Origin of the sequence: Telluria mixta (genome assembly GCF_029223865.1) — a bacterium.
Classification (GTDB): Bacteria; Pseudomonadota; Gammaproteobacteria; order Burkholderiales; family Burkholderiaceae_D; genus Telluria; species Telluria mixta.
The window spans coordinates 4923580-4945338 of the sequence record NZ_CP119520.1 but is presented as its reverse complement, the minus strand read 5'-3'; the positions used below and the strand labels follow the sequence as shown (position 1 = coordinate 4945338).

The following is a 21759-nucleotide window of genomic DNA, read 5'->3' as shown; positions in this document are numbered from 1 at the left end:
GCGGCGTCGCCGCATATTTTTAGGACATACTACTAAACTTAGGACAAACGTACAAACATTAAGTTGAAAAAAAAGGCACGGTCGTGTGCCGTTGCAGCAGCGTTGCGAACGTCAGGTTTCCGCGGGCAGCGTGCGTGCGCGTGCGGGGAGATGGCGCGCGTGGCGCAGCAGCTGGGCGCCGAACGACAGCATCCAGAACGGGAACACCAGCACGACGACGACGAGCATGAGGTTCATGAACAGGCTCAGCGCCGGGAACATCCCCGCCACGAAGAACAGCGCGAATCCCCAGCCCGTGATCTTCAGCAGGATGAGCCGCGGCCTGCCCCACTCTTCCCGGCTTAGCTGAGCGCCCACGACGAGGCCCCAGAACAGCACGACGGGCCCTTCGCTCCACCACAGGCCGCGCTGGCTCAGGTGCGCGACGGCGGTCCACGCCGCCTCCGCGGCGGCCCGCGTCGCCTCGTTTCCGGCCGCATGCAGCGCCGCCAGGGGGTTCAATGCCGCCAGCTGGATGGCCGCGCCGCCGATCCCGACGACCGCATACAGCGTAATGGCCATCAGCGCCATGTCGCCCAGCGCCCCGGCCTCGTCGCGGAAGCGGCGCCAGAGGTAGCCGCCGATGGCGAGCACCGGCAGGTAGAAGCCCAGGATGTCGGCGAACATCCCCCATCGGAACAGGGCGCGCGCGTCGTCCGGCAAGGCCAGCATGAGCGAGCCGGTGAGGATCGTGTCCACGTTTCCGCCCGTCGCGGCGACGACGAGACCGACATTCGCATACGCGAACAGGCCGCCGACGATCGCGGCCCAGCCGGTGAAGCGCGTGGCGTGGTTCGGGTGTGCAGGCATGGTCATTCCCGCGTCCAGCCGTTCTGGTACAGCTTCCCGGCCAGCACGCCCAGGCGCGACGTGAGGACGTAGTTTTCGCCGTCCTCGATCAGGGCGGAGCGTACGTCGCGGAACATCTTTTCGATCGGATATTCGCGCGTCGTGGCATTGCCGCCCAGGAGCTGCATGGCTTCGTGCGTGATCTTCATCGCTTCTTCCGTCACGCTGACCTTGGCCTGCGCCGTCACATAGGGATGGCTCTGCGGCGACGTGCGCGCGTACGCGAGGCTGCGGCGCGCGACGGCGCGCGCCATTTCCAGGCGGCGCAGCATGTCGCCCAGGCGCAGCTGCGTCATCTGGTGGTCGATGAGCGGAATGCCGCCCTGCTTGCGCTCGTGGCAGTAGGCCAGCGCGAGTTCGAACGCCGCACGGGCCGCGCCCACGAAGACCTGGCTCATGTGGGTGCCGGCGTACGACCACGTCGAGGCCAGGTTGCCGAGGTAGTCGTCCTGCAGCGCGATCGCGAAGCGCTTGGGCACCTTGACGTTGTCGAAATAGATCTCCCCCTGCGGCAGCGCGCGCTGGCCGATCTTGTCCAGCGGCTTGCCGCGCGAGATGCCGGGCAGGTCGAGCGGGATGATCATGGCGATGCCGTTCGTGAACGTGCTCTTCTCGCCGGTCCCGTAGAAGCCGTCGCCGTAATCCGCAGCCATGTACGCGAGCGCGACCTGCGCCACCGATCCGTTCGAGATCCACGCCGAGCTCTGGCCGTTGATGACGATTTCGTCCGCGCCCACTTTGGCCGTGACGTTGCCGACCGGCTGCCGGCCGCCGGCGCCCAGCTCCTCGCGCTGCAGGATCGCGGCGTCCGAGCCACGGTCGGGCTGGGTGTTCATCCAGCAGCCGATCTTGTTGGTGCACATGTCGACCAGTTCCTGGTTGCCCACCGCGTGCGCCATCATCAGCGGTGCGGTCGCCACGCCCATCGCGATGGCCAGGCCGGGATCGCCCCAGCCGAGCTCCTCGCCGACGAGCGATTCGATGCGGATGGCCATCTCGGGCGGGAACTGCGCGATCAGCCTCGGATCGAGTCCGAGCTGCGCGCCTTCGAACATCGCGGTCCAGAACGGCGAACCCGGCGCGATGACCTCCTCCGGCGTCATGCGGTCGAGCTGCCGGCCGATCGGGCGCATGACATCGCGCGCGAAGCGGTGCACCGTCTGCTGGATCGCGTTTTCCTCTTCGCCCAGCGGCGTCTCGAATCCGCTCAGGCCGGCCACCGGCAGCGCCGTGGACTTGTATAGATGGATCATTTGTGTCTCCTCTCGAAATATGGCCGCCGGCCGATCGCCGCCGGGCACCCTGAAATCAATTAGAACACAATACCAAACTTAGGACAAATTACAAAATAAATGAATAAAAAAAACGACAGGCGCGGGCCTGTCGTGTGTCGTCGTGGAGACGGCGTTTCCCGCCGCGATCGATCAGTCGTCCGCGTTGCGGTGCGCTCCCCCAAGCAGAATGACATCGACGGCCGCGCGGAACTTGGCATCGAGGCCCCGCGTATAACTGCGCTTGCGGCGTCCGGCGCCGAGCTGGTAACCGAGGCCGTCGGCCATCGCGATCAGCAGCGTGGCGCGGTGCAGGCTGTCCGCCGGCTTGCATTCGGGGTCGACGACGCGGATGAACTTCGCGATCCCCTGCGTCACCTCCTCGTACCAGTCGTCCAGCAGTTGCGAGCATTCGGCATCGATCGCGGCGAGCGACACGAAGTGCCACCACAATGCGGAGCGCTCGGCATCCCTGGCATCCTCCAGGGCGCGGTCGACCAACACGTCGACCATCACGCGGGGCGGCGCATCGACGTCGAGCGTTTTCCGGAGCTCGGCGAGATAGGCCTCGATCACCGGCTCGACGACGGCCCGCAGCACGGCCAGGCGTGTCGGGAAGTAGTACTGGAGATTGCTGATGCTGATGCCGGCACGCAGCGCGACTTCGCGCAGCGTGAATTCGAGGCTGCCGCTTTCCAGCAGCAGCGCTTTCGCGACGTCGATGATGGCGCTGCGCGTGCGCTGCCCCTGGGCACGCAGGTTACGCTCGGGTTCCGGCGGGCTTTCCTTGGCGGCGCCCCGCTTCCGGCCGACGGGTTGCTCGGTGTCTTGTTTCATTGGTTTCATGGACCCTGACGAAAATTTAATGTGACAAAGCACCAATCTTATGCATGTATACAAAGATCGTCAATGAATCGTGGTCCGCTCACCGAGCTGCAAATGCGGATTCCGCCAGCATCGCGTCGGCGATATCCAGCATCGCGCGCAGGCGGTCCATATGCCGCAGGTCCTGGTGGTAGCCGACCCAGACGTCCCTGCCTGGCGGCTGGTCCGGCGTGTCGATACGCTGCAATCCGGCCGTTGCGTCGCCCAGAGGCCGCGGCAGCACCGCAATGCCCATGCCGCGCAGGCACATCTGTGCCTGGACGGCCCGGCTCGTGCTCGTGAAGGCCCGCCGCGACTGCGGGAACCTGTCGAGCAGCCAGGCGACATCGGGAAAGTGGGACTGCGCGGTATTCATGAGGATCAATCCCACCGAAGCCGGATCGTCCTGCATCGCAGACACGGTGTCGGCTGAGCCATAGAGACCGTACGGAATGCTCATCAGACGGCGCTGGACGATGTCCGGCTCGCTGAACGGCACAATCCGAAATGCCACATCGGCCTCACGGCGCGCCAGATTCAACAAGCGGTAGCTGGCGATCAGCTCCGGTACCACGGCCGGATGGCGATGCGTCAGTTCGGCCAGGACGGGGGCAAGGACGTAACCGGCAAACCATTCTGCCGCAGAGATCCGCAAGATGCCTTCAAGGCGCTCGTGGTTGCCCGCCAGGCGCCGCTCCAGGGCCAGCGCGGAATCTTCCATGGATTCCGCCAGGCTCAGCACGGCATCCCCGGCGTCCGTGAGGACCAGTCCATCCCTGGTCCTGCGGAACAGGGCCTGCTCCGCTTCCTCTTCGAGCGCCTTGATCCGGCGCCCCACCGTTGGATGGCTCACCCCCAGGGTGCGCGCGGCCTCGCCGAACGATCCGCTCCGCACTACCGCCAGAAAAATCCGAACGTCGCTCCACTCCATGCAATATGCCCGTACAAAAATGTACCTGAAATGTACATGAATGGCAGTTCACAGACAATTCTGTACGCAGCACCATGGCGTTCAACCGCGCTGCATTGAAGCGCCGGGTTCCTCAAGGAGAACACATGCCCCAGAACTGTCCCGCCCCGCCCGAGCCGAGCCGCTGGGCGATGTTCGCCGTCCTGCTGGTCGGCTCCTTCCTGCCGCCGCTCGATTTCTTCATCGTCAACGTGGCGCTGCCCTCCATCCAGGGTGACCTGGGCACCTCGTCCTCGGCCGAGCAGATGGTCATTTCCTCGTATGCCGCGCTGTACGCGGTGACCCTCATTACCGGCGGGCGCCTGGGCGATCTGTTCGGCCGCAGCCGGGTGTTCTTCCTCGGCCTGATCGGATTCACCGCCGCGTCGCTGCTGTGCGGCTTTGCCTGGTCGCCCTGGGCCCTCATCGTCGGGCGGGCCCTGCAGGGCATCACCGCCGCGGTCATGGCGCCGCAGGCGCTCGCCTCCGTCCAGGCCGTCTTCCCGGAATCCGAAAAGCCGCTGGCGCTCAGCGTGTACGGCGCAGTGTTCGGCCTCGCTTCGGTCATCGGGCAGGCGCTGGGCGGCCTCCTCATTGCGCTGGACCTGTTCGGCATGGGATGGCGCCCGGTCTTCCTGGTCAACCTACCCGTGGCCATCCTGGTGATACTGTTCGGCATCCCGCTCCTGAAACGGACGGGCGTACAAGGCTCGGGCAAGCTGGACCCGGGCGGCATGGTCTTGTCGATGCTGACGCTGGCGCTGCTGATCGTGCCGCTGATCGAAGGCCGCGAGGCCGGATGGCCCTGGTGGTCCTGGCTGTCGCTGGCTGCGGCGCCGCTGCTGGCCCGGATCTTCTGGCGCTACGAAAGCCGGCTCGCGCAGGCCGGCGGGGCGCCCCTGCTCGATCCCGCGGCCCTGCGCGCGCCGGGGCTGGGCCGCGCCCTGCTGGTCGCCCTGTCCTTCTATTCGATCGGTACGTTCTTCCTGCTGTTTTCGGTCTATCTGCAGAATGCCCTGCACGTCAGCGCCCTGGACGCCGGCCTGGTCTTCCTGCCTTTCGGTGCCGGGTTCCTGCTCGGGCCCCTGTCGACGCCTTATTTCCGCCGGCGCCTCGGCGAGTGGGTCAATCCGATCGGCATGGGGCTGGAGACCGCCGGCTTCCTCGGCCTGGCAGGGCTGGTCTCCGCGACGCCGGACGGCACGGCGCCGGAGTCCACTCCGCTTGCCGCCCTGCTGTTCTTCATCGGCTTCGGCCAGGGACTCGGCCTGCCGACGCTGATGAAAATGATCACCGGCCGCGTGGCGCCCGCGTATTCCGGCATGATCGCCGGCATCGCCAGCTCGACCCTGCAGGTGAGCACCGCACTCAGCGTGGCCCTGATCGGCGGGATTTTCTATACGGTCCTCGGCGGACGGGACGACCCGGCGGCGATTTCGCACGCCTTCGTCGTCGCCGCCCTGTGCATCGCCTGTTGCCTCGGTGCGGGCGTGGTGCTGGGGATGACGCTCGCCCGCCGCGCTGCCGCTGGTGTGCGTTATTCTGCAAAAAGGCCCACTGAAACGAAGCGGGCTGTTGAGGAACTAGAACATTAAGCTTCCATAATCAACCAAGCTCACTGCTTGACCTTCATGATCGGCTACCGGTCATTCAAGACTCACCTTCGACGAAGTGCGCACTCACTAAATTCCGGTACACCCAGGAAGAAGCGCAGCATTTCCAGGCTGGCATCGGGACCACTCTCGTCGCTATGGCTGCCACGGCCCGTACCGCCCGACCAGGCGTGGCGTCCTCCCTTGATGGTCCAGTGCTCGACCACGATACGCCCATCGGCATCTCGATGCACTTTCCGCTCGTACGCGCGCCCGCGCGCCCTTCCCGCTTCTGACGACACCGACACGTCCGCATCCGGCGTCCGAGCCACGTAGCTGTCGAGAAACTGCTGTACGACACTTGTGCTATTGCTGGGATGGACCGTGAAGTCCGCGTCACCGTGGAACACGATGATGGGCCCGTTGTTCGTGGGTGACGCATGGGCTGACGCGTTCGCGTCGATTCCGCCATGCATCGCTTGTATGGCGCTATAGCTGTCCGTCGCGCTCCCGTGTGCGAGGCCGGAGTGGCAACCCACTGCCGCAAACAGTTCGGGATAGGTCCTGCCCAGGATGACCGCCATTGCGCCACCGGCGGACAGCCCGGCGACATACACCCGTGACGCGTCGATCGCATGGTCATCGATCACCTTGCGCGTGAGCGCCGCAATCAGGCCCGGCTCGCCCTGGCCGCGATGATGATGACGCTCCTCGAACCAGTTCCAGCACATGCTCCAGTTGGCGCGGGAAGACTGTTCGGGGTAAAGGACGACACAACCGTATTCTTCGGCCAATGTGTTCATGCCCGTACCAAGTGCGAAATCGTCGGCATCCTGGTTACCGCCGTGGAGCATCACGATCAGCGGCAACGCGTCGCCCCGATATCCGGCGGGAACGAACAGCTTGTACTGCAGCGATCCAGCCTCATCGTCGAAGTGCCCTGCAACGACATTCCGCGCTCCAGATACAGCAGGCATACCGACCCACGGCGGTTGGGTCAAGTTCGACCAGGCATCCAGCATTGTGCTCAACATATTCGGCTCCCCAAGTGGATGCCTGAATTGTCGCGCAATGCTCCGCCGCAGCAAAGGTGGCTGTGCCTGCTGCCCTGTAGGACAAACACTGGTGTGTAACGATTCACAGGCTGACAGGACTTCGCCGAATCCTTCCGGCATGTCGCCACTGCACTGTTGAAGCTGCTTCGGAACTGACCGGGCGGTACGTCGGGCAAACAGGTGGCTCAGCATGATTGACCTCAGGCGCGGCTCCGGCACCTTCGCGATAACACCTGAACCGCAAATACTCCACAGACTGGCTATCGCCATTCCATGGATATGCGAAATCGGTCGTTCGCGCCGCCGCTGGGAAGGTGACACCCTGGTTGTGGACGTGACCGACTTCAATGACGAGACCTGGCTGGACCGGGCCGGCAACTTCCACGGTGAGAAACTGCACGTCGTCGAACGCTGGCGCTACCTCGATCCGAACACGATCGAGTACAAGGCCACGCTGGAAGACCCCGACGTGTACAGCCGCCCGTGGACGCTGTCCGTGCTGCTGCACCGCCACCGCGAGAAGAATTTCCAGCTGATCGAGGACAACCACTTCACGCAGGACTACGACCAGTTCTATCCGCCCAGGCCGCCGGCGGGCGCGCAGGCAAAGGCACAAGGAGCCCAACAATGATCGCCGTTCGCAAGCAAACGATAGCCCGGGTCTTTCTCGGCGCCGGTGTGCTGGCCGCATCGGCCGCGCACGCGCAGACCCCGCCGCCGGGATCCTTTCCCGAGACGGCCGCGGCCGCCGCCCGCACGGCCGCCGAGCAAGCCGCCAAGGCGCCAGGCCGCTGGCGCCGGAGCGCTCGCGCACCATCTCGCTGGGCGCCGTGATCGGCCGCCGCCAGTGAAAGCTCGCCAACGGCCAACTGGAGCTGTCGGCCGCGGCCAGCCTGCTGAACACGCTGGTCGAGAACGTGCACCGCTACGTGAACATCGGCGGCGCGCAAATCCTTGCCATCGGCGGCGCCAAGGTGCGCGATGCGGAGACCGGAACGCCGAAGAACAAGCTGGTATTGGGCGCGCGCTGGTCGAACGGCAAGTGGACGACGACGGCCGACATCACGCGTTACGGCAAGTACCGCTACAACGTGGGCGACGTGGCGGATTCCGTTGCCGCGAACGGCAACCGCGATCAGGTGTTCTCGCCCGAGAACTACGTGGACGCCTCGGTCGGCTACAAGCTGTCGGAACGCTGGAAGCTGGACGTGAACATCCAGAACGTCTTCAACCATTATCCGGACAAGTACATTACGCAGAACCGTGCCAGCGGCATCAACCCGTATTCGTTCATCGCGCCGAATGGCGCGTCGGGCCGTTTCGTGCAGGTGGGCGTCTCCTACAGGCTCTGAACGCATGTGCAAGTGCAAAAAGATTCGTTCGCAGGGCGGCCTGCCATCGCTACCATGAATCCTCTTCACAACGGAGGGCTCTTGCACATGGCATCCTACGGCACACCCGACCATCCATCCGCGGCATCGCCCAGGGGGCACATCGGCGCGGCGCATCGTGGCTTCGAGCGGCACGCCGCGCGCGGACGCAGGGAGAGTCCGACGTTATCGGACTTTCGCGTCCTGGTCGCGCCCGGATTGCACGACAGCGGCCCGGACCATTGGCAAACGCGCTGGGAACGCCTGCATCCGGCGTTCGAACGCATCGAGCAATGGGATTGGGACCGCCCGGATCTCGACGCATGGTCGGCGCAAGTGGGACACATGCTGCGCCGTTCGGCGCGTCCGGCGATCCTGGTCGCGCACAGTTTCGGGTGCCTGGCCACCGTACACCGGGCCGCGGCTGGCGCCCCGAACCTGGCGGGTGCACTGCTGGTCGCGCCGGCCGACCCGCACAAGTTCGGCATCGAACGGGAACTCATGGTCGCGCCGCTCGCCGTGCCGACCATCGTCGTCGGCAGCGAAAACGACCCCTGGCTGTCGCTGGAGGGCGCCCGGACCTGGGCCCGGCAGTGGGGAAGCACTTTCGTCAACGCAGGCCCGCTCGGGCACATCAATGCCGACTCGAACCTGGACGACTGGCCCTTTGGACTGGCGCTGCTGGAACAGTTGCCGGAACTGGTCCAGGTGCCGTCGCACTGCCGCTGCGGCGTTCGCGACGCGGTCCAGGTCGGGGGTTGCAGCCCCCGAATCACCGAGCTCGAGTAAGCCCAACGAGGCAGTGTTTGCCTACGTTATTCAATAAAACAGCCCGCCGAGACGAGGCGGGCTTTTATAGACTTGGAGATCAAGTTTCCAACAGGAAGCTCACTCCCACTCGATGATCAATGGCTGAGTCAAGCACCTGATTCTCACCACTTTTAGATTGAAACTTCGACAATACCATTAACTTTACCATGTGCAGAAGTCAGCTCAGCGGCAAGCAAAGTCAATGACCGCTTGGCTTGATCCCGGCTAGATGAAAGACCACCGCGGAGTGAAGCGTACCAGCCTTTTTCTCCCGCTTGCATCAGTGCTCGCCGTTTCCCCTACACATATCAGGCTGCGCGGTAATACATGAATGTTGCCCCGCACCGCGGCGTTTCCTCGGCGAAGTCAAGACACGCAAAATCGTAGCGAGCGCGATTTCGTGTTCGGACAACATCAATGCCGCAACCTGTACGCCGCGCGCTGAACAGGTACTGAGGGCTGCGTCAATGATGAGGGCTGTCTGCCGATCGTTGCGACGATTCATGTTGAGAACACTAACACCTTGTTTTCGCAATGGATGGGGCGAATTGACCGTGAAAAGCGCCGCAATTCATGGTGCATCTTGATGGCCTTGATGGAACACACATGTCGCGATGATCAGTTGATGTTCGGTTCGCCCGGCACGCGGCGTCGGTTTGCCGGCTGCATCAGCACGCTGATAATGAGACGTTCAATGGCGCGCTCTGTGTACTGATCAGCTCGTTGTTGCACGTGTCCCCTGCCATCCTGTGCATGGCAGCGGCGTCACGCTTCACCTATGCCTATTGATCTATTTTTTATAACAGTTTGCCTGAGTTCCGGCCTATCGTAAATAGCGATATCCGGACAATTGCAGATGGCGGCGTCTCAGGACAATCGAAGCCGCGTCAGTGAAGCGCGCTCAGCACCCTCTCGCCGAACTGGTCTGCCTCGTCCGCAATAGCGATTCCGCCAAGATTGGCCTTCGCAATACCTCGCACTCCTTTACTCGTGCTGACTACCCGGCACCCCGAGCGTATCGCCTCTAACGCCTTGATGCTTACGCCGGTACCGTAGCGGACCGGAATCACAACGACCGACACGGCTTCATAGAATTCACGGAGGTCATCGACCGGGCCCGAGACCGTCACATTGGGCAAGTGGCCGACGAGGCCGAGCGCCTTGGTTGAAATGGCCCCGGCAACCAGGAATCGGAAGTTCGGCTTCTGAACCCGAATGCCGGGCAAGACACATGTGCAGAAGTGCACGAGTCCATCAAGATTCATGATGTCGTCACCACTGATGAATCCGGCATCAAACCGGGCGCGGATCGTGTGCCCGACATGGGCGGGGCTTGATCGAACTGCCATGGGTGGTAGACGACTTTCTCTTTCATTGCCGGATCTTGCCGGTAATAGCCAAATTCCTCTTCGGACGCCACCAGGATTTTTCCGCAATACTGGAGCAATCGAGTTTCAGTGTGGCGTGACCTCAGGACGTTCAAGCTGCTGAGCCGCACCAGCTTGACGTACTCACCCAGGTACCGGGCAAAGATATGCTTCCAGTCCATCCTGGAAAACAGGCTACGATAAGTCAATCGATACTGCTCGGCACGCTCGATGAAATCATCATGCATCTCTACAACGACTTCCAAAGAAGAGAATTGATGTAATAGCGGCAGGAGCATCAGCACGGTATGCGGCTTGTGGAAATAGATAACCTCAATTTCGTTTTTCCGTACGAAGTCGACGATTGAATGGACGAACGGGCGCAGGGCTATGGTGTAGAACGGCGTCCCCGTGTACACGTCACCGCTCAGGGTGCGCGCGACTTCGCGCATCACCAGTCCCAGTTTCGCCACGGCGTTGCCCCGGTAATTCAGGCTGGGGATAAAAAGGACATCGCTGAACAGGGTCGAATACCCATCTTTTATACCGGGCGCATTCGCTTCCTCCTCGCTCCGATACGCCGCGATACAGAAAATGTCATGGCCACCGCATTTGTATTTTTCTGCCGTGTCGTAATAAATACGGGCAGACCCGTTACGAGGCGGAATGAACAGGTCCTCGGTAACAAACAGTATCCGGCTTTTGCAGTTGAACATAGGTTCTTTATGTAATTGTTGGAATGTCGACCCTATAAACGGAGCGTTGACGCGCGTTTCCGCCGATGGGTCTAGAACCAGGACTCTTTGACCGTGATGACGTCGTCAACTTGCACGAGGTCATCGGGTTTCGCATCGATTGTCTGCGCCCCGCCGTTCGCGTCGCGGCGCGTGATGCGCAGACCATGCTGGGTGCCGCGCTGGGTCAGACCGCCGCCAGCCGACAGGGCCTGCCGGATGGTCATCGCGCGTTCCAGGCGGAACGGTCCCGGACGCTGCACCTCGCCCGTGATGTAGGCGCGCGGTGCGCGTTCGACGAAGATGATGTCGCCGCCGGCGACTTCGTAATCGCGGTTCAGCTCGCCCTTGCGCACCATGTCGACGACGTCGATGGTTTCGCGCGTGGTGGCACCGTTGCGGGTGCGCACCAGGCTGACCATGTCGCCGCCTTCCGGGCCCATGCCGCCGGCCAGCGCCAGCAGGTCGAGCACCTTGCGCGGACCGTCGACCGGATAGCGGCCCGGACGGTTCACCTGGCCCAGCACCGACACCTGCTGGCTCGCCAGCGTGGTGATCAGGAGGTTGACCTGGGCCTTCCTGAGGAAGCCGCCCTTCTCGAGCAGGCCGCCGAGCTTCTTTTCCGCCTCCTGGGCCGTCAGGCCGCCGACCTGCACGTCACCCAGCAGCGGGAAGGTCATCGAGCCGGCCTCCGACACGCGTGCTTCGGTCGCGAGGTCGGGGCTGCCATAGACCGACACCTTGACCATATCGCCCGCGCCGAGCACTACGTCGGCAGCGTGCGCCATGTCGACACCCAATGCCAGGACTGCCGTGATCGTCCATGCGCACACCCGGGTCACGAATCGTTTCATATCTGCTCCTTCTGGTTTGTTGATCTTGTTGGATGCCTGCGACCGCCTTCAGAACTGTCCGCTTGCCGACACCGTCATACCATTCGCCGTGAAGCCGCCGGTACCGAGCGCGGGTACCCTGCTGCGCGCCTGATGCGCCAGCCCGGCCGATACCTGGATGGTCGGCCGCGGCGTCCACGTCGCGGACAGGCTCTGCGTGCGGATGGAATCGCGGATGTCGCCCGCGCCGGCGAACGTCTCGCGCGCGTTGTAGTTGCGCCGCTCGTAGACGGCGTCGGCATTCACCTTGATCCTGGCCGTCGCATCCCACTGCGCACCCACGCTGGCGCCCTTGTTCAGCGTGTAGCTCACTACCGTGCTCTCCAGCGGCGCGAAGTCGCGCCAGACGGCGGCGCGGTACGTCATCTTGCCGCGCGGCTGGTACGTGGCCTTGACCTTGCCGGCCACGCCGCTCGTCTTGCCCGTGCCGAACGACCGCTGGTCGCGCCGTGTGTAGCCGACCAGGGCGTCGAACGTCGTGGAGCCCGTCGCGATCCACAGCACGCGCGCCTTCAGTTCGTCCTGCGTGAAGTTGTCGTTGAGAAGGTTCGGACCGACGGGGCGCGGATAGGGATATTTGCCCTTGACCCGCCGCGCCACGAGGCCCACCGTGCTGCCGCTGCTGGGCAGGTAATCGAGCTCGACCTCGCTCGCGTCCTCGGTGCGGTTGTTGTAGCGCTGGGCGAACAGCTCGTAGTCATACTTGTCGCGCTGGAAGCCCGTGCGCACGCGCCAGGACGAGTGGAAGCGCCACGCGCCTTCCGCGAACCGGCCGCGAGTACGACGCAAATTGCGCTCGCTGCTCGCGATATCGGTGTATGGTGCCAACACCTGTTCATGGGTCGTACCGACCTTGCCTTCGAGGTGATTGCCGAGTTGCCAGAACCAGGTTGCCTGCAAATCCTTGCCATCGTAATTCAGCTGTTTGAAGTAGTCGAAGTCGTACTTCGACAGCTTGGCCACGATGGAAATCCGCTGGCGGCTGTAGGTCTTATCGAAGAGCAGTCCACCCTCGCGCGTCCACCACGAGTCGGCACGGGCGCCGCCGAAAGCGGGCTGGCCCTCGGGCACGCGCAGCAGGTTGTCGTCGTGGGCGTAGCCGACACCGGCATACAGGTGGAGCGCATCGCCTGGGCCGGCACCAGCGGGCAAAGCGTACAGTGCCAGGAGCAGCGTGACAAGACGACGCGTCGGCCGCTCGATGATCAGGTCAATTCCATATCGCCGTTCTCGCATCGTTCAGTGCCTGCTCTTTGGTCTCACGTTCATGTTCACAAAACCGCTCCACGTGGTCGTTGGACAATCGGCCGATCAGGCTCCACACAATGACGCCACGATATTTCCCGTTCCTTAGATAGCGATACTCGAACTGCCTGATGAACCTGCTCTTCAGCGGCGGGCGAGCGCGGTAGGCTTTACGGGAGAAGAGTGGAGCAAGTCTTCTCGCCCATCCTTTGACTAACCTGAACATCCGATCCAACCTTTTCGATAACCCTGGTGCGCTCACGAGCGCTTGTAGATATCCTCGAAGCGGACGATGTCGTCCTCGCCGAGGTAGCTGCCCGACTGCACTTCGATCAGGTGCAGCGGCAGCTTGCCCGGGTTTTCCAGGCGGTGCGTCATGCCGATCGGGATGTACGTGGACTCGTTCTCGGACAGCAGGGTGACGTTGTCGCCGCACGTGACGCGTGCCGTGCCCGACACGACGATCCAGTGCTCGGCGCGGTGGTGGTGCATCTGCAGCGACAGCTTTTCGCCGGGCTTCACGCAGATGCGCTTGACCTGGAAGCGGTCGCCCGCGTCGATGCCTTCGTAATAGCCCCACGGACGGTACACCTTCGTGTGGTACAGGTGTTCCGTGCGCTCGTTGCCCTTGAGGTGGTCGACGACGTTCTTCACGCGCTGGACCATGTCCTTGTGCGCGACGAGCACGGCATCGTTCGTCTCGACGACGACGAGGTCTTTCACGCCCACGACGGCCACGATGCGGCTCTCGGCGCGCACGAGCGTGTTGCTCGTGCTGTCGAGGTAGACGTCGCCGCGCACGGCATTACCGCTGGCATCCTTGTCCTGCACGTCGGCCAGCGCCGACCAGGAACCGACGTCGCTCCAGCCGATGTCGGCCGCGACGACGACGCCGTCGCGCGTGTGTTCCATCACCGCATAGTCGATCGAATCGGACGGGCTCGCGGCGAACGCGGCTTCGTCCAGGCGGCAGAAGTCCAGGTCGCGGTACGCCGACTGCACGGCGGCGCCGGCAGCCTGGGCGATCGTCGGCGCGTGCTTCTCGATCTCGGCCAGGAAGCGATCGGCACGGAACATGAACATGCCGCTGTTCCAGTAAAAGCCGCCGTCGGCCACGAAGCCTTCGGCCGTGTTGCGGTCCGGCTTTTCGACGAAGCGCTCGATCTTGTAGCAGTCGTCGCAGCCCGGCAGCGGTTCGCCGCGGCGGATGTAGCCATAGCCCGTTTCCGGGGCGCTCGGCACGATGCCGAACGTGGCCAGCGCGCCCTTTTCCACCTGCGCCGCCGCACGTTCCACGGCGACGCGGAACGCTTCGTTCTTTTCGATCACGTGGTCGGCGGGCAGCACGAGCATCACGGCGTCCGGATCCTGCGCCTTCAGGAAGGCGGCCGCTGCCGCCACGGCCGGGGCCGTGTTGCGGCCCGCCGGCTCGAGCAGGATGCCGTGCGGCGTGATGCCGACGCCGCGCAGCTGCTCGGCCACGAGGAAGCGGTGCTCATTGCCGCAGACCACCAGCGGCGCCATCAACCCCGGCCAGCCGCGGACCCGCAGCGCGGTTTCCTGCAGCATCGTCTTGTCCGTCACCAGCGGCAGCAGCTGCTTGGGCATCACTGCCCGCGACAGCGGCCACAGACGGGTACCGGCACCGCCGGAGAGGATAACTGGATAAATGTTCATATCGATGATCGTATGGTTGTCCATTCGGTCAGTGCGCCTCGGCCGGCGCGGTGCGGGCAAGCTTGCCCCGGATGTAATAGGCAAGCTGCCTTAGATCCGGATGCGCGAGACGGCCGATCAGCACCACGACCATCCAGAACGAGATCGCTCCCCTCCTGTAGGCGTCGATGATGAATCCGCAGGCACGCAGCGGCGCCTGGCCGCGCAATTGGGGCGCGATCCGGGCCCGCAAGCCAAGATAGGCGCGCTCGGAGATGCGCGGCCGCCAGTTTTCCAGCATGGCCAGCGAGTGGGTCGGCTGTGCTGCGCTTGCCCTGCCGAACGTGCTGTTGTCGTAGGTGATGCCGAGCGCCATCTCGACCATGACGAATACCGCGCCCTGCTCTTCCAGCCGGATGTAGAAATCCCAGTCCTCGTGCAGGCGAAGGTCGCCGCAATACATGACGGCGCGTGCGAGTGCCGTGGGAAGCATGATGGTGTTCTGGTCGAGATACCCGCCATTCACGAACACATATTCCGCGATGGATTCGCCGCCCTCCTTTGCGCGCAGCGGACGGAGCAGGACTTCGTGACGCCGCTGCAATCGTACCTGGGCATACAGCACCGTCCTGTCGCGGTTCGGCAAGGATTCGAGCAAGGCAAGCTGCTGCTCGAGTTTTTCCGGCAACCAGACGTCGTCGCTGTCGAGAAAAGCGACATAGCGGCCACTGGCTTTCAGGATCCCGGCGTTGCGCGCGGCCGCCGGCCCCTGGTTCGTCGCTTGGGCTACGACCAGGACGGGGAACGGAAAGTGCGCGGCGCGCAACGCTTCGACCGTGCCGTCGGACGAGCAGTCGTCGACGACGATGACTTCGAGCGGCAGACAGGTTTGTTTAGCGACGCTGTCGAGTGCCTGGAAGATGAGCTCTTTTCGATTGAAAGTCGGGATGACTACGGTGACTGAGGAGTTCATGGTGTGTTGTCCAAGGAGGCCAATGGAATCGTTGGGCTAGGGGCTGGTGCGGAATTTTTCGAACGCGGGTTTCCGGGATCCGTCGACGCGCGTCAGGCCATAGAAGCATTCGGAATCGGCATCCGGCTTGTAGGGGCAGAAATCGCGGTAGTTGTACCAGAACACGGGGCCGGCCCACGGTACCGCCGCTGCTTCGGCCAGCGTTCTCTCGACCATCGTGGCTTGCTGCGCTTCGCTTATCACCGTTCCCCATGGACTCTTGCCGCCCGTAGGCGCGCCAAATTCGGTAATCCAGATTTTCTTGTTGGCGTCGCCGTACTGCTTCATGATGGACAACACACTTGGCGAAGTGGCACTCATCTTGCGCCAGTTGTAGGCCATCCATTCTCCCGGGATCCTCGGCGACGTGTACGGATGATTCCCCAGCGCGTCGAAATAGCCCTGCGCTCCGTTCCGGTACATGGCTGTCAGGAAGGTCAGGGAATCGACCGACGTCGCCGTCGTCGCGGGTTGCGCCAATCCCGCGGAGACGACAAATGCCTTCGGATCCGCTTTCTTGATGGCCGTGTAGGTGAGTTTCAGCAGGGCCGTGTAGGCCGCGGCATCGGGGGCGTTGCCCCAGAACTGCCCAAGGTTCGGCTCGTTCCAGATTTCCCATGCATGCACGCCCTTGTTGGCGTAACGTCCCGCGAGCCGCGCCGCGAACTGGGCAAACCGCGCGGGATTCTGGGGTGGATGGTATTTTCCAGGCCTGCCGCCGTTGGCCCAGGACGGCGTGTAGGCGATCAGGCCGAGGACCTGGATTTCGGCTTGCGCCAGCTTGTCGATCACCTGGTCGTAACGTTCGAACGCGAATCGTCCGGCCGTCGGCTCGATGACGCTCCAGTCGAAATCGAAGCGCACCCATTTCACGCCCAGCTGCCGGTAGTCCGCGATCGTTGCGCCAAGCTCCTGCGCGGAGAGCGTATGGAGTTCGTTGCCGTTGATGCCTTTTTGCGCGAACGCGGGCGCCGCCATACCGGCGGCCAGGGCGAACGCGAGCACGCAGGCGCGCAAGCGCGCGGGGGGGGTCATTGGATGTCGGCGTGGACGATTCATGCTGTCGAGCGACCGGACATCAATAGCGGTTCATGACGACGCCGGCGAGCGTGCCTGCGCCACGCGCGAGGGCTTGCACCACCGCGGCGAGCGCCCCGTAGGACGTGCGGTCCTGGCGCGCCACCACGAGCGTCGCGGCCGAGCGCGCGGCGACCATGCGGAAGTCGGAGCCGCTGTCGCCGGCCGGCGTGTCGATGACGATGTGTTCGAATTCACGGCGCAACTCGTCGAGAAGCAACTCGAAGCTTGCACCCTGCAGCAGTTCCTGCGGGTTCGGCGGGATCGGACCGGCGCCGAGGACGAACAGGTTCGGTAGCGCCGCTGCTTGATGGAACGCGTACTTCACCACCCGTCCGGACAGGATCGTACTGAGCCCGGGACTGCCGTCCGCGACGCCGAAGACCGTGCCGGCCCGGGGCTTGCGCATGTTGGCATCGATGAGGAGCGTACGCTTTCCCAACTGGCTCAGGGCGGCCGCCAGGTTGGCGGCGACAAAGGTCTTGCCGTCGCCGGCCTGCGCGCTCGTGACCGCGAGCGACAGCTGCCCGCCTTCGGCACCGGCCAGCCCGATGAGCAACTGCGTGCGCAGGTCGCGGATCATCTCGGCGCCGTCCGAGAACGGATTCCTGGCCACCACGAGTTCGGGCGGCAATGCGGAGGAGGCGTCGGACCCCGGATCGCAGGGATAATGGAACTGGCGCGCGATGAGTTCGACAATATCGTCGTCGCTTGCCAGGCGCAGCGCGACCGCGGCTTCGCCGAACTGCAACCCGTGGCGCTGCTGGTACTCGACGATGTCGTCGATCTGTTTGTCCGACAGCCCGCGCAGCGTCTGCAGCATGCGTCCGATCGGCTGCGGTTCCTCTTGCGGCAGACCGGCACCAGGCTGCCAACGGTCTTCTTGCGGGCGTTGCGACATATCGTTCATTTTGCTTCCTTCAGCTGGACGGAGCGGGACGGCACGGGGAGCTCCTTGCCACGGGATGGCGAAAACAGCGGGTGGACGCCCGTTTCCGCCGCCGTCAGGGGTTGCAGCGTGACGAGCAGGTGCTGTCCGAGATGCAGGGTGATGTCTTCGGCCGTGCGCACTCTCCGGTCGAAGCGTTCCCGCACGAGCACGAGGGCCAGCGCCGCGAGTGCCGCACCGCCGCAGGCAATGCCAAGGTACTTCAGCAGGCGCGCGAGCGGCCGGTCGAGCGGAGGAGTCGCGGTACCGAGAATCGAGATGTCGGACTGGTTGTCGCCGCTTTGCAGCGCCGCCTGGCTGGCTTTCTCGAGCACGGCGTCGTACGCGCGCTGCGTGCTCGCGATCTCACGCTCGAGCAGCCCCGCTTCGACGCGGCGCGACTCGAGGTCGAGAACGTGCGTGCGCTGGGTCTTGACGTCCTGTTCGAGCGACTGCAGTTGCGACTGGTTCACTTTGTCGGCCACGTCGAGGCTGCCGAGCGCTTTTTGAATCGCGGCATCGCGACGCTGCTTCAGCACGGCGATCCGCGTGGCCAGCTCGACGACCTGCGGATGGTTCGCACCCAGCCGCATGGACTGCTCGGCAAAGAATGCTTCCTGGCGCGACGCTTCTTCCGACAGCGCGGCGACAACAGGGTCCTTCAGCGCTTCCTTGGCACTGTCCGGACTGCCGGCGGCACGGCGCCGCTGCGCCGACGATTCCGAGGCCGCCACCTTCGCATCGGTCAGCTTGGCGCTGAGCTCATGCAGGCGATCCGCTTCCAGGTTGATCTTTTCGTCCGTGATGATCAGGTTGTTCGTACGCTGGTAGTCGAGAAGCTTCGCACGCGCCTGTTCAAGGCTGGTCCGCAGCTGCGCAGCGCGCTCTTCGAAATAATGGCTGTACTGCCGCGCGGGTTCGAGACGCATTTCGAGGCCGGTCGCCATGTAGGCACGGACGACGGCATTCGTGACCTCGGCGGCGAAGGCCGGATCGCTACTGGTATAGGACACGGTGAGAACGCTCGCGTCGGGAACGGGCTTGACGACCAGCTTTTTCGCGATCGCTTCCGCTGCCCAGACCCGAAACGTCTTTGCGCCGCGCGCGGCTGACTGCCACTTGGTTTGCCATTCGGGCCGCTGTTCAAGGGCCATGGCGTCGACAGCCTTCTGCAGCACGCGGTCGCTCTGCACGACATTGATCTGAGTCGCGATGTGGGTCGAGACCAGTCCGCCCGGCAGCGCGATACTGGAAAGGCCGTCCGACGATTTCAGGTTCAGCACGACGGACGCGCCCGCGGTGTACTGGACGGGCAACAGGCACGCCGCACCGAAGATGGCGGTCGCCAGTGCGGCGAAGACCAGCTGCGCCTCGCGCCGGCGTCCTTTAAGGATGGCGATGACTTGGGAAGGATTCATGACAGTTCCTGGACGGTGACGGGTTCGGTCTGGAGACGCGGCGGCGCTGCCGTCGCGAGCTGCTGCTGCCGGGGAAGCATAGCGGCCTCGACGATGCCTGCCCGCACAGGCCCCGTTTTTTCGATGCCAGGCGCGGCGCACGCGACGCGTCCGTTGAATGCGGCGAGCTCCTCCTCGACAAGTGCCGCGATCTCGGCGCGGAAGCGCTCTTCGCTGAACCCGCGTGCATTGTTCTTGCAGGCGAGCGGTGTCATTGCGGCCTCGCAGGCGACAAAGCGGCCGACGGCATCCACGATCGAGCCGACGGTCTGCTCCTCGAAAAACAGTCCGGTCGGCGCGGCCCCGGCGCCCACCGGCCGCACGATATCGCGTGCTCCGCCATTTCCGTAGGCGATCAGCGGTGTTCCGGCAGCCTGTGCTTCGACGAGCATGATGCCGAAGTCTTCCTCGCCCGCGAACACGAAACCGCGCGCCCGCAGCATGTGGTCGCGCAACACGTCGAAACGCTGATAACCGAGCAACGTGACGTTCGGCGTGGCCAGCGCCTTGCATCGTTCGAAATCGGGGCCCTCGCCGATCACGACGAGGCGGTGCTGCGGCATGCGCGCAAAGGCTTCGACGATGAGCGGCATCTTTTTGTACGGGACCATGCGGCCGGCGGCGAGGAAGAAGTCGCCCTTGTCCGCCTCGCCCGAGAAGCCGGCAACGTCGACCGGCGGGAAGATGACCCTGCTGTCGCGGCCATACGCCTTGCGGATCCGCCGCTGGATGAACGACGAATTGGCGATGAAGCTGTCGACGCCGCTCGCCGTCCGCGTGTCCCACAGGCGCATGTAATGCAACGACGCGCGCACGATCCAGGATTTCAGGCCGGAGCGCAGGCCGGATTCTCGCAGGTACTGGCCCTGCAGGTCCCACGCGTAGCGGATCGGACTATGGACGTACGAGACGTGCACCTGGTCCGGGCCCGTCAGCACGCCCTTGGCCACCGCGTGATTGCTCGACAGGATGAGGTCGTAGTCGCCGAGCTCGAACTGCTCGATGGCCAGTGGCATCAATGGCAGGTAATGGCGGAAATGCTTCTTCGCGAACGGCAGGCGCTGGATGAACGAGGTGGTCACGGAACGACCCTGCAGGAAGCCGCGTTCGCTGTCCGGGAGAAAATCGACCACCGCGAAGACATCGGCGTCCGGATACAGCTTGATCAACTGTTCGAGCACGCGTTCCGACCCTGCATAGGTCGTGAGCCATTCGTGAACGATTGCTACTTTTGGTGGGCGCATGGATTCAATCACATAAGGGATGGCAAGGGTCTTCACGGCGCATCCTGCGTGGCGCCGGCGCGTGCCAGGTTGATCCTGACGACGACATAGGCGAACAGGACCGTATACAGGTCGTTGGGCTCGAGAAGATGGGTTTCCGCAAGGTTGGAAAACGTGTAGAGGACAAGGTAGCCCGCCATCCAGGCAGCCGCACCGCGATCCTTGTCGTTCAGGAGCGCGGAAACCCCGCGCAATGCGCGCGCCAGGATCGTGGCGAACAGGGCCAGTCCGATGGCGCCGCAATCGAGAAGGAACTGCATGGCCCCGTTGTGCGCATGCGCGACCGGAAAACGGGCGTAACTGACGAACAGCAGGCCGGCGGGCCCCGACCAGAACGAGGCATAGCCATAGCCGAACAACGGATTGCGCTGGAAGAACTCGAGCGCAAACTTCCAGACCAGCGTCCGGCCGGAAAAATCCGTATTGCGGCCGAACAGCAGCGCGATCTCGCCGACGAACGGCGCAATCCACGGCATCAGGACGGTCGCGGCGAAGACCCAGCCGCACAGGCGCGTGGACAACACGTGGCGCGTGCCCGGGGCCATCGCATGGACACGAACGACGACGAAAACGGCGGCGGCGGCGGCGGGGATCGGCGACGCGGACGCCGCCAGGCCCAATGCCACCAGGCTGGACAAGGCGACGATCCACGGCAGACGTTGGCGCCGCCGTTGCGGATCGGCCAGGGCGTCGGCTGCGCACACGAGGGCAAGCGCGGCGAATGAAGCGAAGGAATTCTTGTGCGCGAACACGCCGCGCAGGCGATGCTCGGGATCCAGACCCGCACTCGGCAACACCAGTGCAATGACGAACGACGCGCCGAGCACGACCAGCGCCACCTGGCAGAACAGGCGTGCGAGCTCGCGCGGCGGCCAACGCAACGCAAGGTAAACGCCCAGCGTGAACGTACCGCCAAGCGCCACGGTACGGCGCAGCGTGATGCCGGCCATGTCCGCCCAGAGTGCGGAAAGGCCCGCCCATGCCAGCAGCAGCACCAGCGGCAGTCCGATGGCGCGCCGCGCATCGGGCGTCAACCTCGGTGCAAGCGTACCCGCAACGAGCCCGTAGATGGCCAGCAGGATGATCTGCTTGTTGGTATCCCCTTGTGGCGACGTAATGCCGGTCTCCTTCACCGACGTCAGGAAAACGGGCTGGTCGCCGACCAGGAAGGGCAGCGCGCAAAACGCGCACAGCAGGATGACAATCAGCAGTGTCTCGATCCGCGTGGGACCGGAGGGCGCCAATGCCGCAGCAGAGGTACGCAACGGCATGTGCACGACGCGGGTTGCCGGATCCGATATGGTCATC

The 21759-nt window shown here is 64.0% G+C and carries 21 protein-coding genes; 5 read left to right on the top strand and 16 right to left on the bottom strand.

The features are described 5' to 3' along the window. Positions 1-111: 111 nt before the first annotated feature. From P0M04_RS22050 to P0M04_RS22035, 4 genes are all read right to left on the bottom strand, one after another. Positions 112-855 carry a hypothetical protein gene (locus P0M04_RS22050; protein WP_259449635.1) on the bottom strand — a complete coding sequence of 248 codons (744 nt, stop codon included), beginning with the start codon at positions 853-855 and terminating at the stop codon, positions 112-114. Then, complete coding sequence (locus tag P0M04_RS22045) at positions 852-2141, bottom strand: acyl-CoA dehydrogenase family protein (protein WP_259449636.1); 1290 nt, start codon at positions 2139-2141, stop codon at positions 852-854. Before P0M04_RS22045 ends, P0M04_RS22050 begins: the two co-directional genes overlap by 4 nt. A 171-nt stretch (positions 2142-2312) precedes the next feature. Beyond that, the gene (locus tag P0M04_RS22040) at positions 2313-2996 is read right to left on the bottom strand and encodes a TetR/AcrR family transcriptional regulator (RefSeq protein WP_259449637.1); all 684 of its coding nucleotides are present in this window, start codon (positions 2994-2996) and stop codon (positions 2313-2315) included. A gap of 88 nt (positions 2997-3084) precedes the next feature. Continuing rightward, entirely contained in the window at positions 3085-3954 is an 870-nt protein-coding gene (locus P0M04_RS22035; RefSeq protein WP_259449638.1) for a LysR family transcriptional regulator, read from the bottom strand. 125 nt (positions 3955-4079) lie between these two features. Here P0M04_RS22035 and P0M04_RS22030 point away from each other — a divergent pair, with 125 nt between their 5' ends. Further along, on the top strand, positions 4080-5567 hold the full coding sequence (locus P0M04_RS22030; RefSeq protein ID WP_259449639.1) for an MFS transporter: 1488 nt from the start codon (positions 4080-4082) through the stop codon (positions 5565-5567). Positions 5568-5629: 62 nt separating this feature from the next. Here P0M04_RS22030 and P0M04_RS22025 read toward each other — a convergent pair whose 3' ends face one another. Next, a complete protein-coding gene (locus P0M04_RS22025) occupies positions 5630-6598 on the bottom strand; it encodes an extracellular catalytic domain type 1 short-chain-length polyhydroxyalkanoate depolymerase (protein ID WP_259449640.1) in 969 nt (322 codons plus the stop codon). A gap of 355 nt (positions 6599-6953) precedes the next feature. On the opposite strand from P0M04_RS22025, the gene P0M04_RS22020 reads away from it, so the two are divergent. The 4 genes from P0M04_RS22020 (at position 6954) to P0M04_RS22005 (ending at position 8778) form a co-directional block, all read left to right on the top strand. Next, positions 6954-7250 carry a hypothetical protein gene (locus P0M04_RS22020; RefSeq protein WP_259449641.1) on the top strand — a complete coding sequence of 99 codons (297 nt, stop codon included), beginning with the start codon at positions 6954-6956 and terminating at the stop codon, positions 7248-7250. Beyond that, the gene (locus tag P0M04_RS22015) at positions 7247-7453 is read left to right on the top strand and encodes a hypothetical protein (RefSeq protein WP_259449642.1); all 207 of its coding nucleotides are present in this window, start codon (positions 7247-7249) and stop codon (positions 7451-7453) included. Before P0M04_RS22020 ends, P0M04_RS22015 begins: the two co-directional genes overlap by 4 nt. Positions 7454-7536: 83 nt before the next feature. After that, positions 7537-7971, top strand: a complete 435-nt coding sequence (locus tag P0M04_RS22010) for a TonB-dependent receptor domain-containing protein (RefSeq protein WP_259449643.1) — start codon at positions 7537-7539, stop codon at positions 7969-7971. Positions 7972-8058: 87 nt separating this feature from the next. Then, positions 8059-8778 carry an RBBP9/YdeN family alpha/beta hydrolase gene (locus P0M04_RS22005; protein WP_259449644.1) on the top strand — a complete coding sequence of 240 codons (720 nt, stop codon included), beginning with the start codon at positions 8059-8061 and terminating at the stop codon, positions 8776-8778. A 908-nt stretch (positions 8779-9686) separates the two neighbouring features. Here the strand turns inward: P0M04_RS22005 and P0M04_RS22000 are convergent. The 11 genes from P0M04_RS22000 to P0M04_RS21950 all read right to left on the bottom strand — a co-directional run bounded on the left by P0M04_RS22000 (position 9687) and on the right by P0M04_RS21950 (position 21758). Then, positions 9687-10064 carry a glycosyltransferase family 4 protein gene (locus P0M04_RS22000; protein ID WP_281042066.1) on the bottom strand — a complete coding sequence of 126 codons (378 nt, stop codon included), beginning with the start codon at positions 10062-10064 and terminating at the stop codon, positions 9687-9689. Continuing rightward, positions 10061-10882 carry a glycosyltransferase family protein gene (locus P0M04_RS21995; RefSeq protein ID WP_281042065.1) on the bottom strand — a complete coding sequence of 274 codons (822 nt, stop codon included), beginning with the start codon at positions 10880-10882 and terminating at the stop codon, positions 10061-10063. Before P0M04_RS21995 ends, P0M04_RS22000 begins: the two co-directional genes overlap by 4 nt. Before the next feature lie 71 nt (positions 10883-10953). Next, positions 10954-11754, bottom strand: a complete 801-nt coding sequence (epsE, locus tag P0M04_RS21990; protein ID WP_259449646.1) for a polysaccharide export protein EpsE — start codon at positions 11752-11754, stop codon at positions 10954-10956. A 48-nt stretch (positions 11755-11802) separates the two neighbouring features. Continuing rightward, a complete protein-coding gene (epsL, locus tag P0M04_RS21985; RefSeq protein ID WP_259449647.1) occupies positions 11803-13029 on the bottom strand; it encodes an XrtB/PEP-CTERM-associated polysaccharide biosynthesis outer membrane protein EpsL in 1227 nt (408 codons plus the stop codon). 267 nt (positions 13030-13296) lie between these two features. Further along, positions 13297-14715 (bottom strand): mannose-1-phosphate guanylyltransferase/mannose-6-phosphate isomerase, encoded by a 1419-nt coding sequence (locus P0M04_RS21980; RefSeq protein WP_281042064.1) that lies wholly within the window; start codon positions 14713-14715, stop codon positions 13297-13299. 28 nt (positions 14716-14743) lie between these two features. Further along, positions 14744-15667, bottom strand: a complete 924-nt coding sequence (locus tag P0M04_RS21975; protein ID WP_259447006.1) for a glycosyltransferase family 2 protein — start codon at positions 15665-15667, stop codon at positions 14744-14746. 36 nt (positions 15668-15703) lie between these two features. Further along, complete coding sequence (locus P0M04_RS21970; RefSeq protein ID WP_259447007.1) at positions 15704-16741, bottom strand: cellulase family glycosylhydrolase; 1038 nt, start codon at positions 16739-16741, stop codon at positions 15704-15706. Positions 16742-16784: 43 nt separating this feature from the next. Continuing rightward, positions 16785-17693 carry a polysaccharide biosynthesis tyrosine autokinase gene (locus P0M04_RS21965; protein ID WP_259447008.1) on the bottom strand — a complete coding sequence of 303 codons (909 nt, stop codon included), beginning with the start codon at positions 17691-17693 and terminating at the stop codon, positions 16785-16787. Continuing rightward, a complete protein-coding gene (locus tag P0M04_RS21960) occupies positions 17690-19129 on the bottom strand; it encodes a hypothetical protein (RefSeq protein WP_259447009.1) in 1440 nt (479 codons plus the stop codon). Before P0M04_RS21960 ends, P0M04_RS21965 begins: the two co-directional genes overlap by 4 nt. Continuing rightward, positions 19126-20412 (bottom strand): glycosyltransferase family 4 protein, encoded by a 1287-nt coding sequence (locus tag P0M04_RS21955; RefSeq protein ID WP_259447861.1) that lies wholly within the window; start codon positions 20410-20412, stop codon positions 19126-19128. The genes P0M04_RS21960 and P0M04_RS21955 overlap by 4 nt, the downstream gene beginning before the upstream one ends. 32 nt (positions 20413-20444) lie before the next feature. After that, complete coding sequence (locus P0M04_RS21950) at positions 20445-21758, bottom strand: O-antigen ligase family protein (protein ID WP_259447010.1); 1314 nt, start codon at positions 21756-21758, stop codon at positions 20445-20447. Position 21759 lies beyond the last annotated feature (1 nt).

Bases quoted from the DNA above. Each gene is read 5' to 3' on its own strand.
- P0M04_RS22050 (WP_259449635.1), bottom strand. From the start codon at position 855: ATGACCATGCCTGCACACCCGAACCACGCCACGCGCTTCACCGGCTGG.
- P0M04_RS22045 (WP_259449636.1), bottom strand. From the start codon at position 2,141: ATGATCCATCTATACAAGTCCACGGCGCTGCCGGTGGCCGGCCTGAGC.
- P0M04_RS22040 (WP_259449637.1), bottom strand. From the start codon at position 2,996: ATGAAACAAGACACCGAGCAACCCGTCGGCCGGAAGCGGGGCGCCGCC.
- P0M04_RS22035 (WP_259449638.1), bottom strand. From the start codon at position 3,954: ATGGAGTGGAGCGACGTTCGGATTTTTCTGGCGGTAGTGCGGAGCGGA.
- P0M04_RS22030 (WP_259449639.1), top strand. From the start codon at position 4,080: ATGCCCCAGAACTGTCCCGCCCCGCCCGAGCCGAGCCGCTGGGCGATG.
- P0M04_RS22025 (WP_259449640.1), bottom strand. From the start codon at position 6,598: ATGTTGAGCACAATGCTGGATGCCTGGTCGAACTTGACCCAACCGCCG.
- P0M04_RS22015 (WP_259449642.1), top strand. From the start codon at position 7,247: ATGATCGCCGTTCGCAAGCAAACGATAGCCCGGGTCTTTCTCGGCGCC.
- P0M04_RS22005 (WP_259449644.1), top strand. From the start codon at position 8,059: ATGGCATCCTACGGCACACCCGACCATCCATCCGCGGCATCGCCCAGG.
- P0M04_RS22000 (WP_281042066.1), bottom strand. From the start codon at position 10,064: ATGAATCTTGATGGACTCGTGCACTTCTGCACATGTGTCTTGCCCGGC.
- P0M04_RS21995 (WP_281042065.1), bottom strand. From the start codon at position 10,882: ATGTTCAACTGCAAAAGCCGGATACTGTTTGTTACCGAGGACCTGTTC.
- epsE (WP_259449646.1), bottom strand. From the start codon at position 11,754: ATGAAACGATTCGTGACCCGGGTGTGCGCATGGACGATCACGGCAGTC.
- epsL (WP_259449647.1), bottom strand. From the start codon at position 13,029: ATGCGAGAACGGCGATATGGAATTGACCTGATCATCGAGCGGCCGACG.
- P0M04_RS21980 (WP_281042064.1), bottom strand. From the start codon at position 14,715: ATGAACATTTATCCAGTTATCCTCTCCGGCGGTGCCGGTACCCGTCTG.
- P0M04_RS21975 (WP_259447006.1), bottom strand. From the start codon at position 15,667: ATGAACTCCTCAGTCACCGTAGTCATCCCGACTTTCAATCGAAAAGAG.
- P0M04_RS21970 (WP_259447007.1), bottom strand. From the start codon at position 16,741: ATGACCCCCCCCGCGCGCTTGCGCGCCTGCGTGCTCGCGTTCGCCCTG.
- P0M04_RS21965 (WP_259447008.1), bottom strand. From the start codon at position 17,693: ATGAACGATATGTCGCAACGCCCGCAAGAAGACCGTTGGCAGCCTGGT.
- P0M04_RS21960 (WP_259447009.1), bottom strand. From the start codon at position 19,129: ATGAATCCTTCCCAAGTCATCGCCATCCTTAAAGGACGCCGGCGCGAG.
- P0M04_RS21955 (WP_259447861.1), bottom strand. From the start codon at position 20,412: ATGCGCCCACCAAAAGTAGCAATCGTTCACGAATGGCTCACGACCTAT.
- P0M04_RS21950 (WP_259447010.1), bottom strand. From the start codon at position 21,758: ATGACCATATCGGATCCGGCAACCCGCGTCGTGCACATGCCGTTGCGT.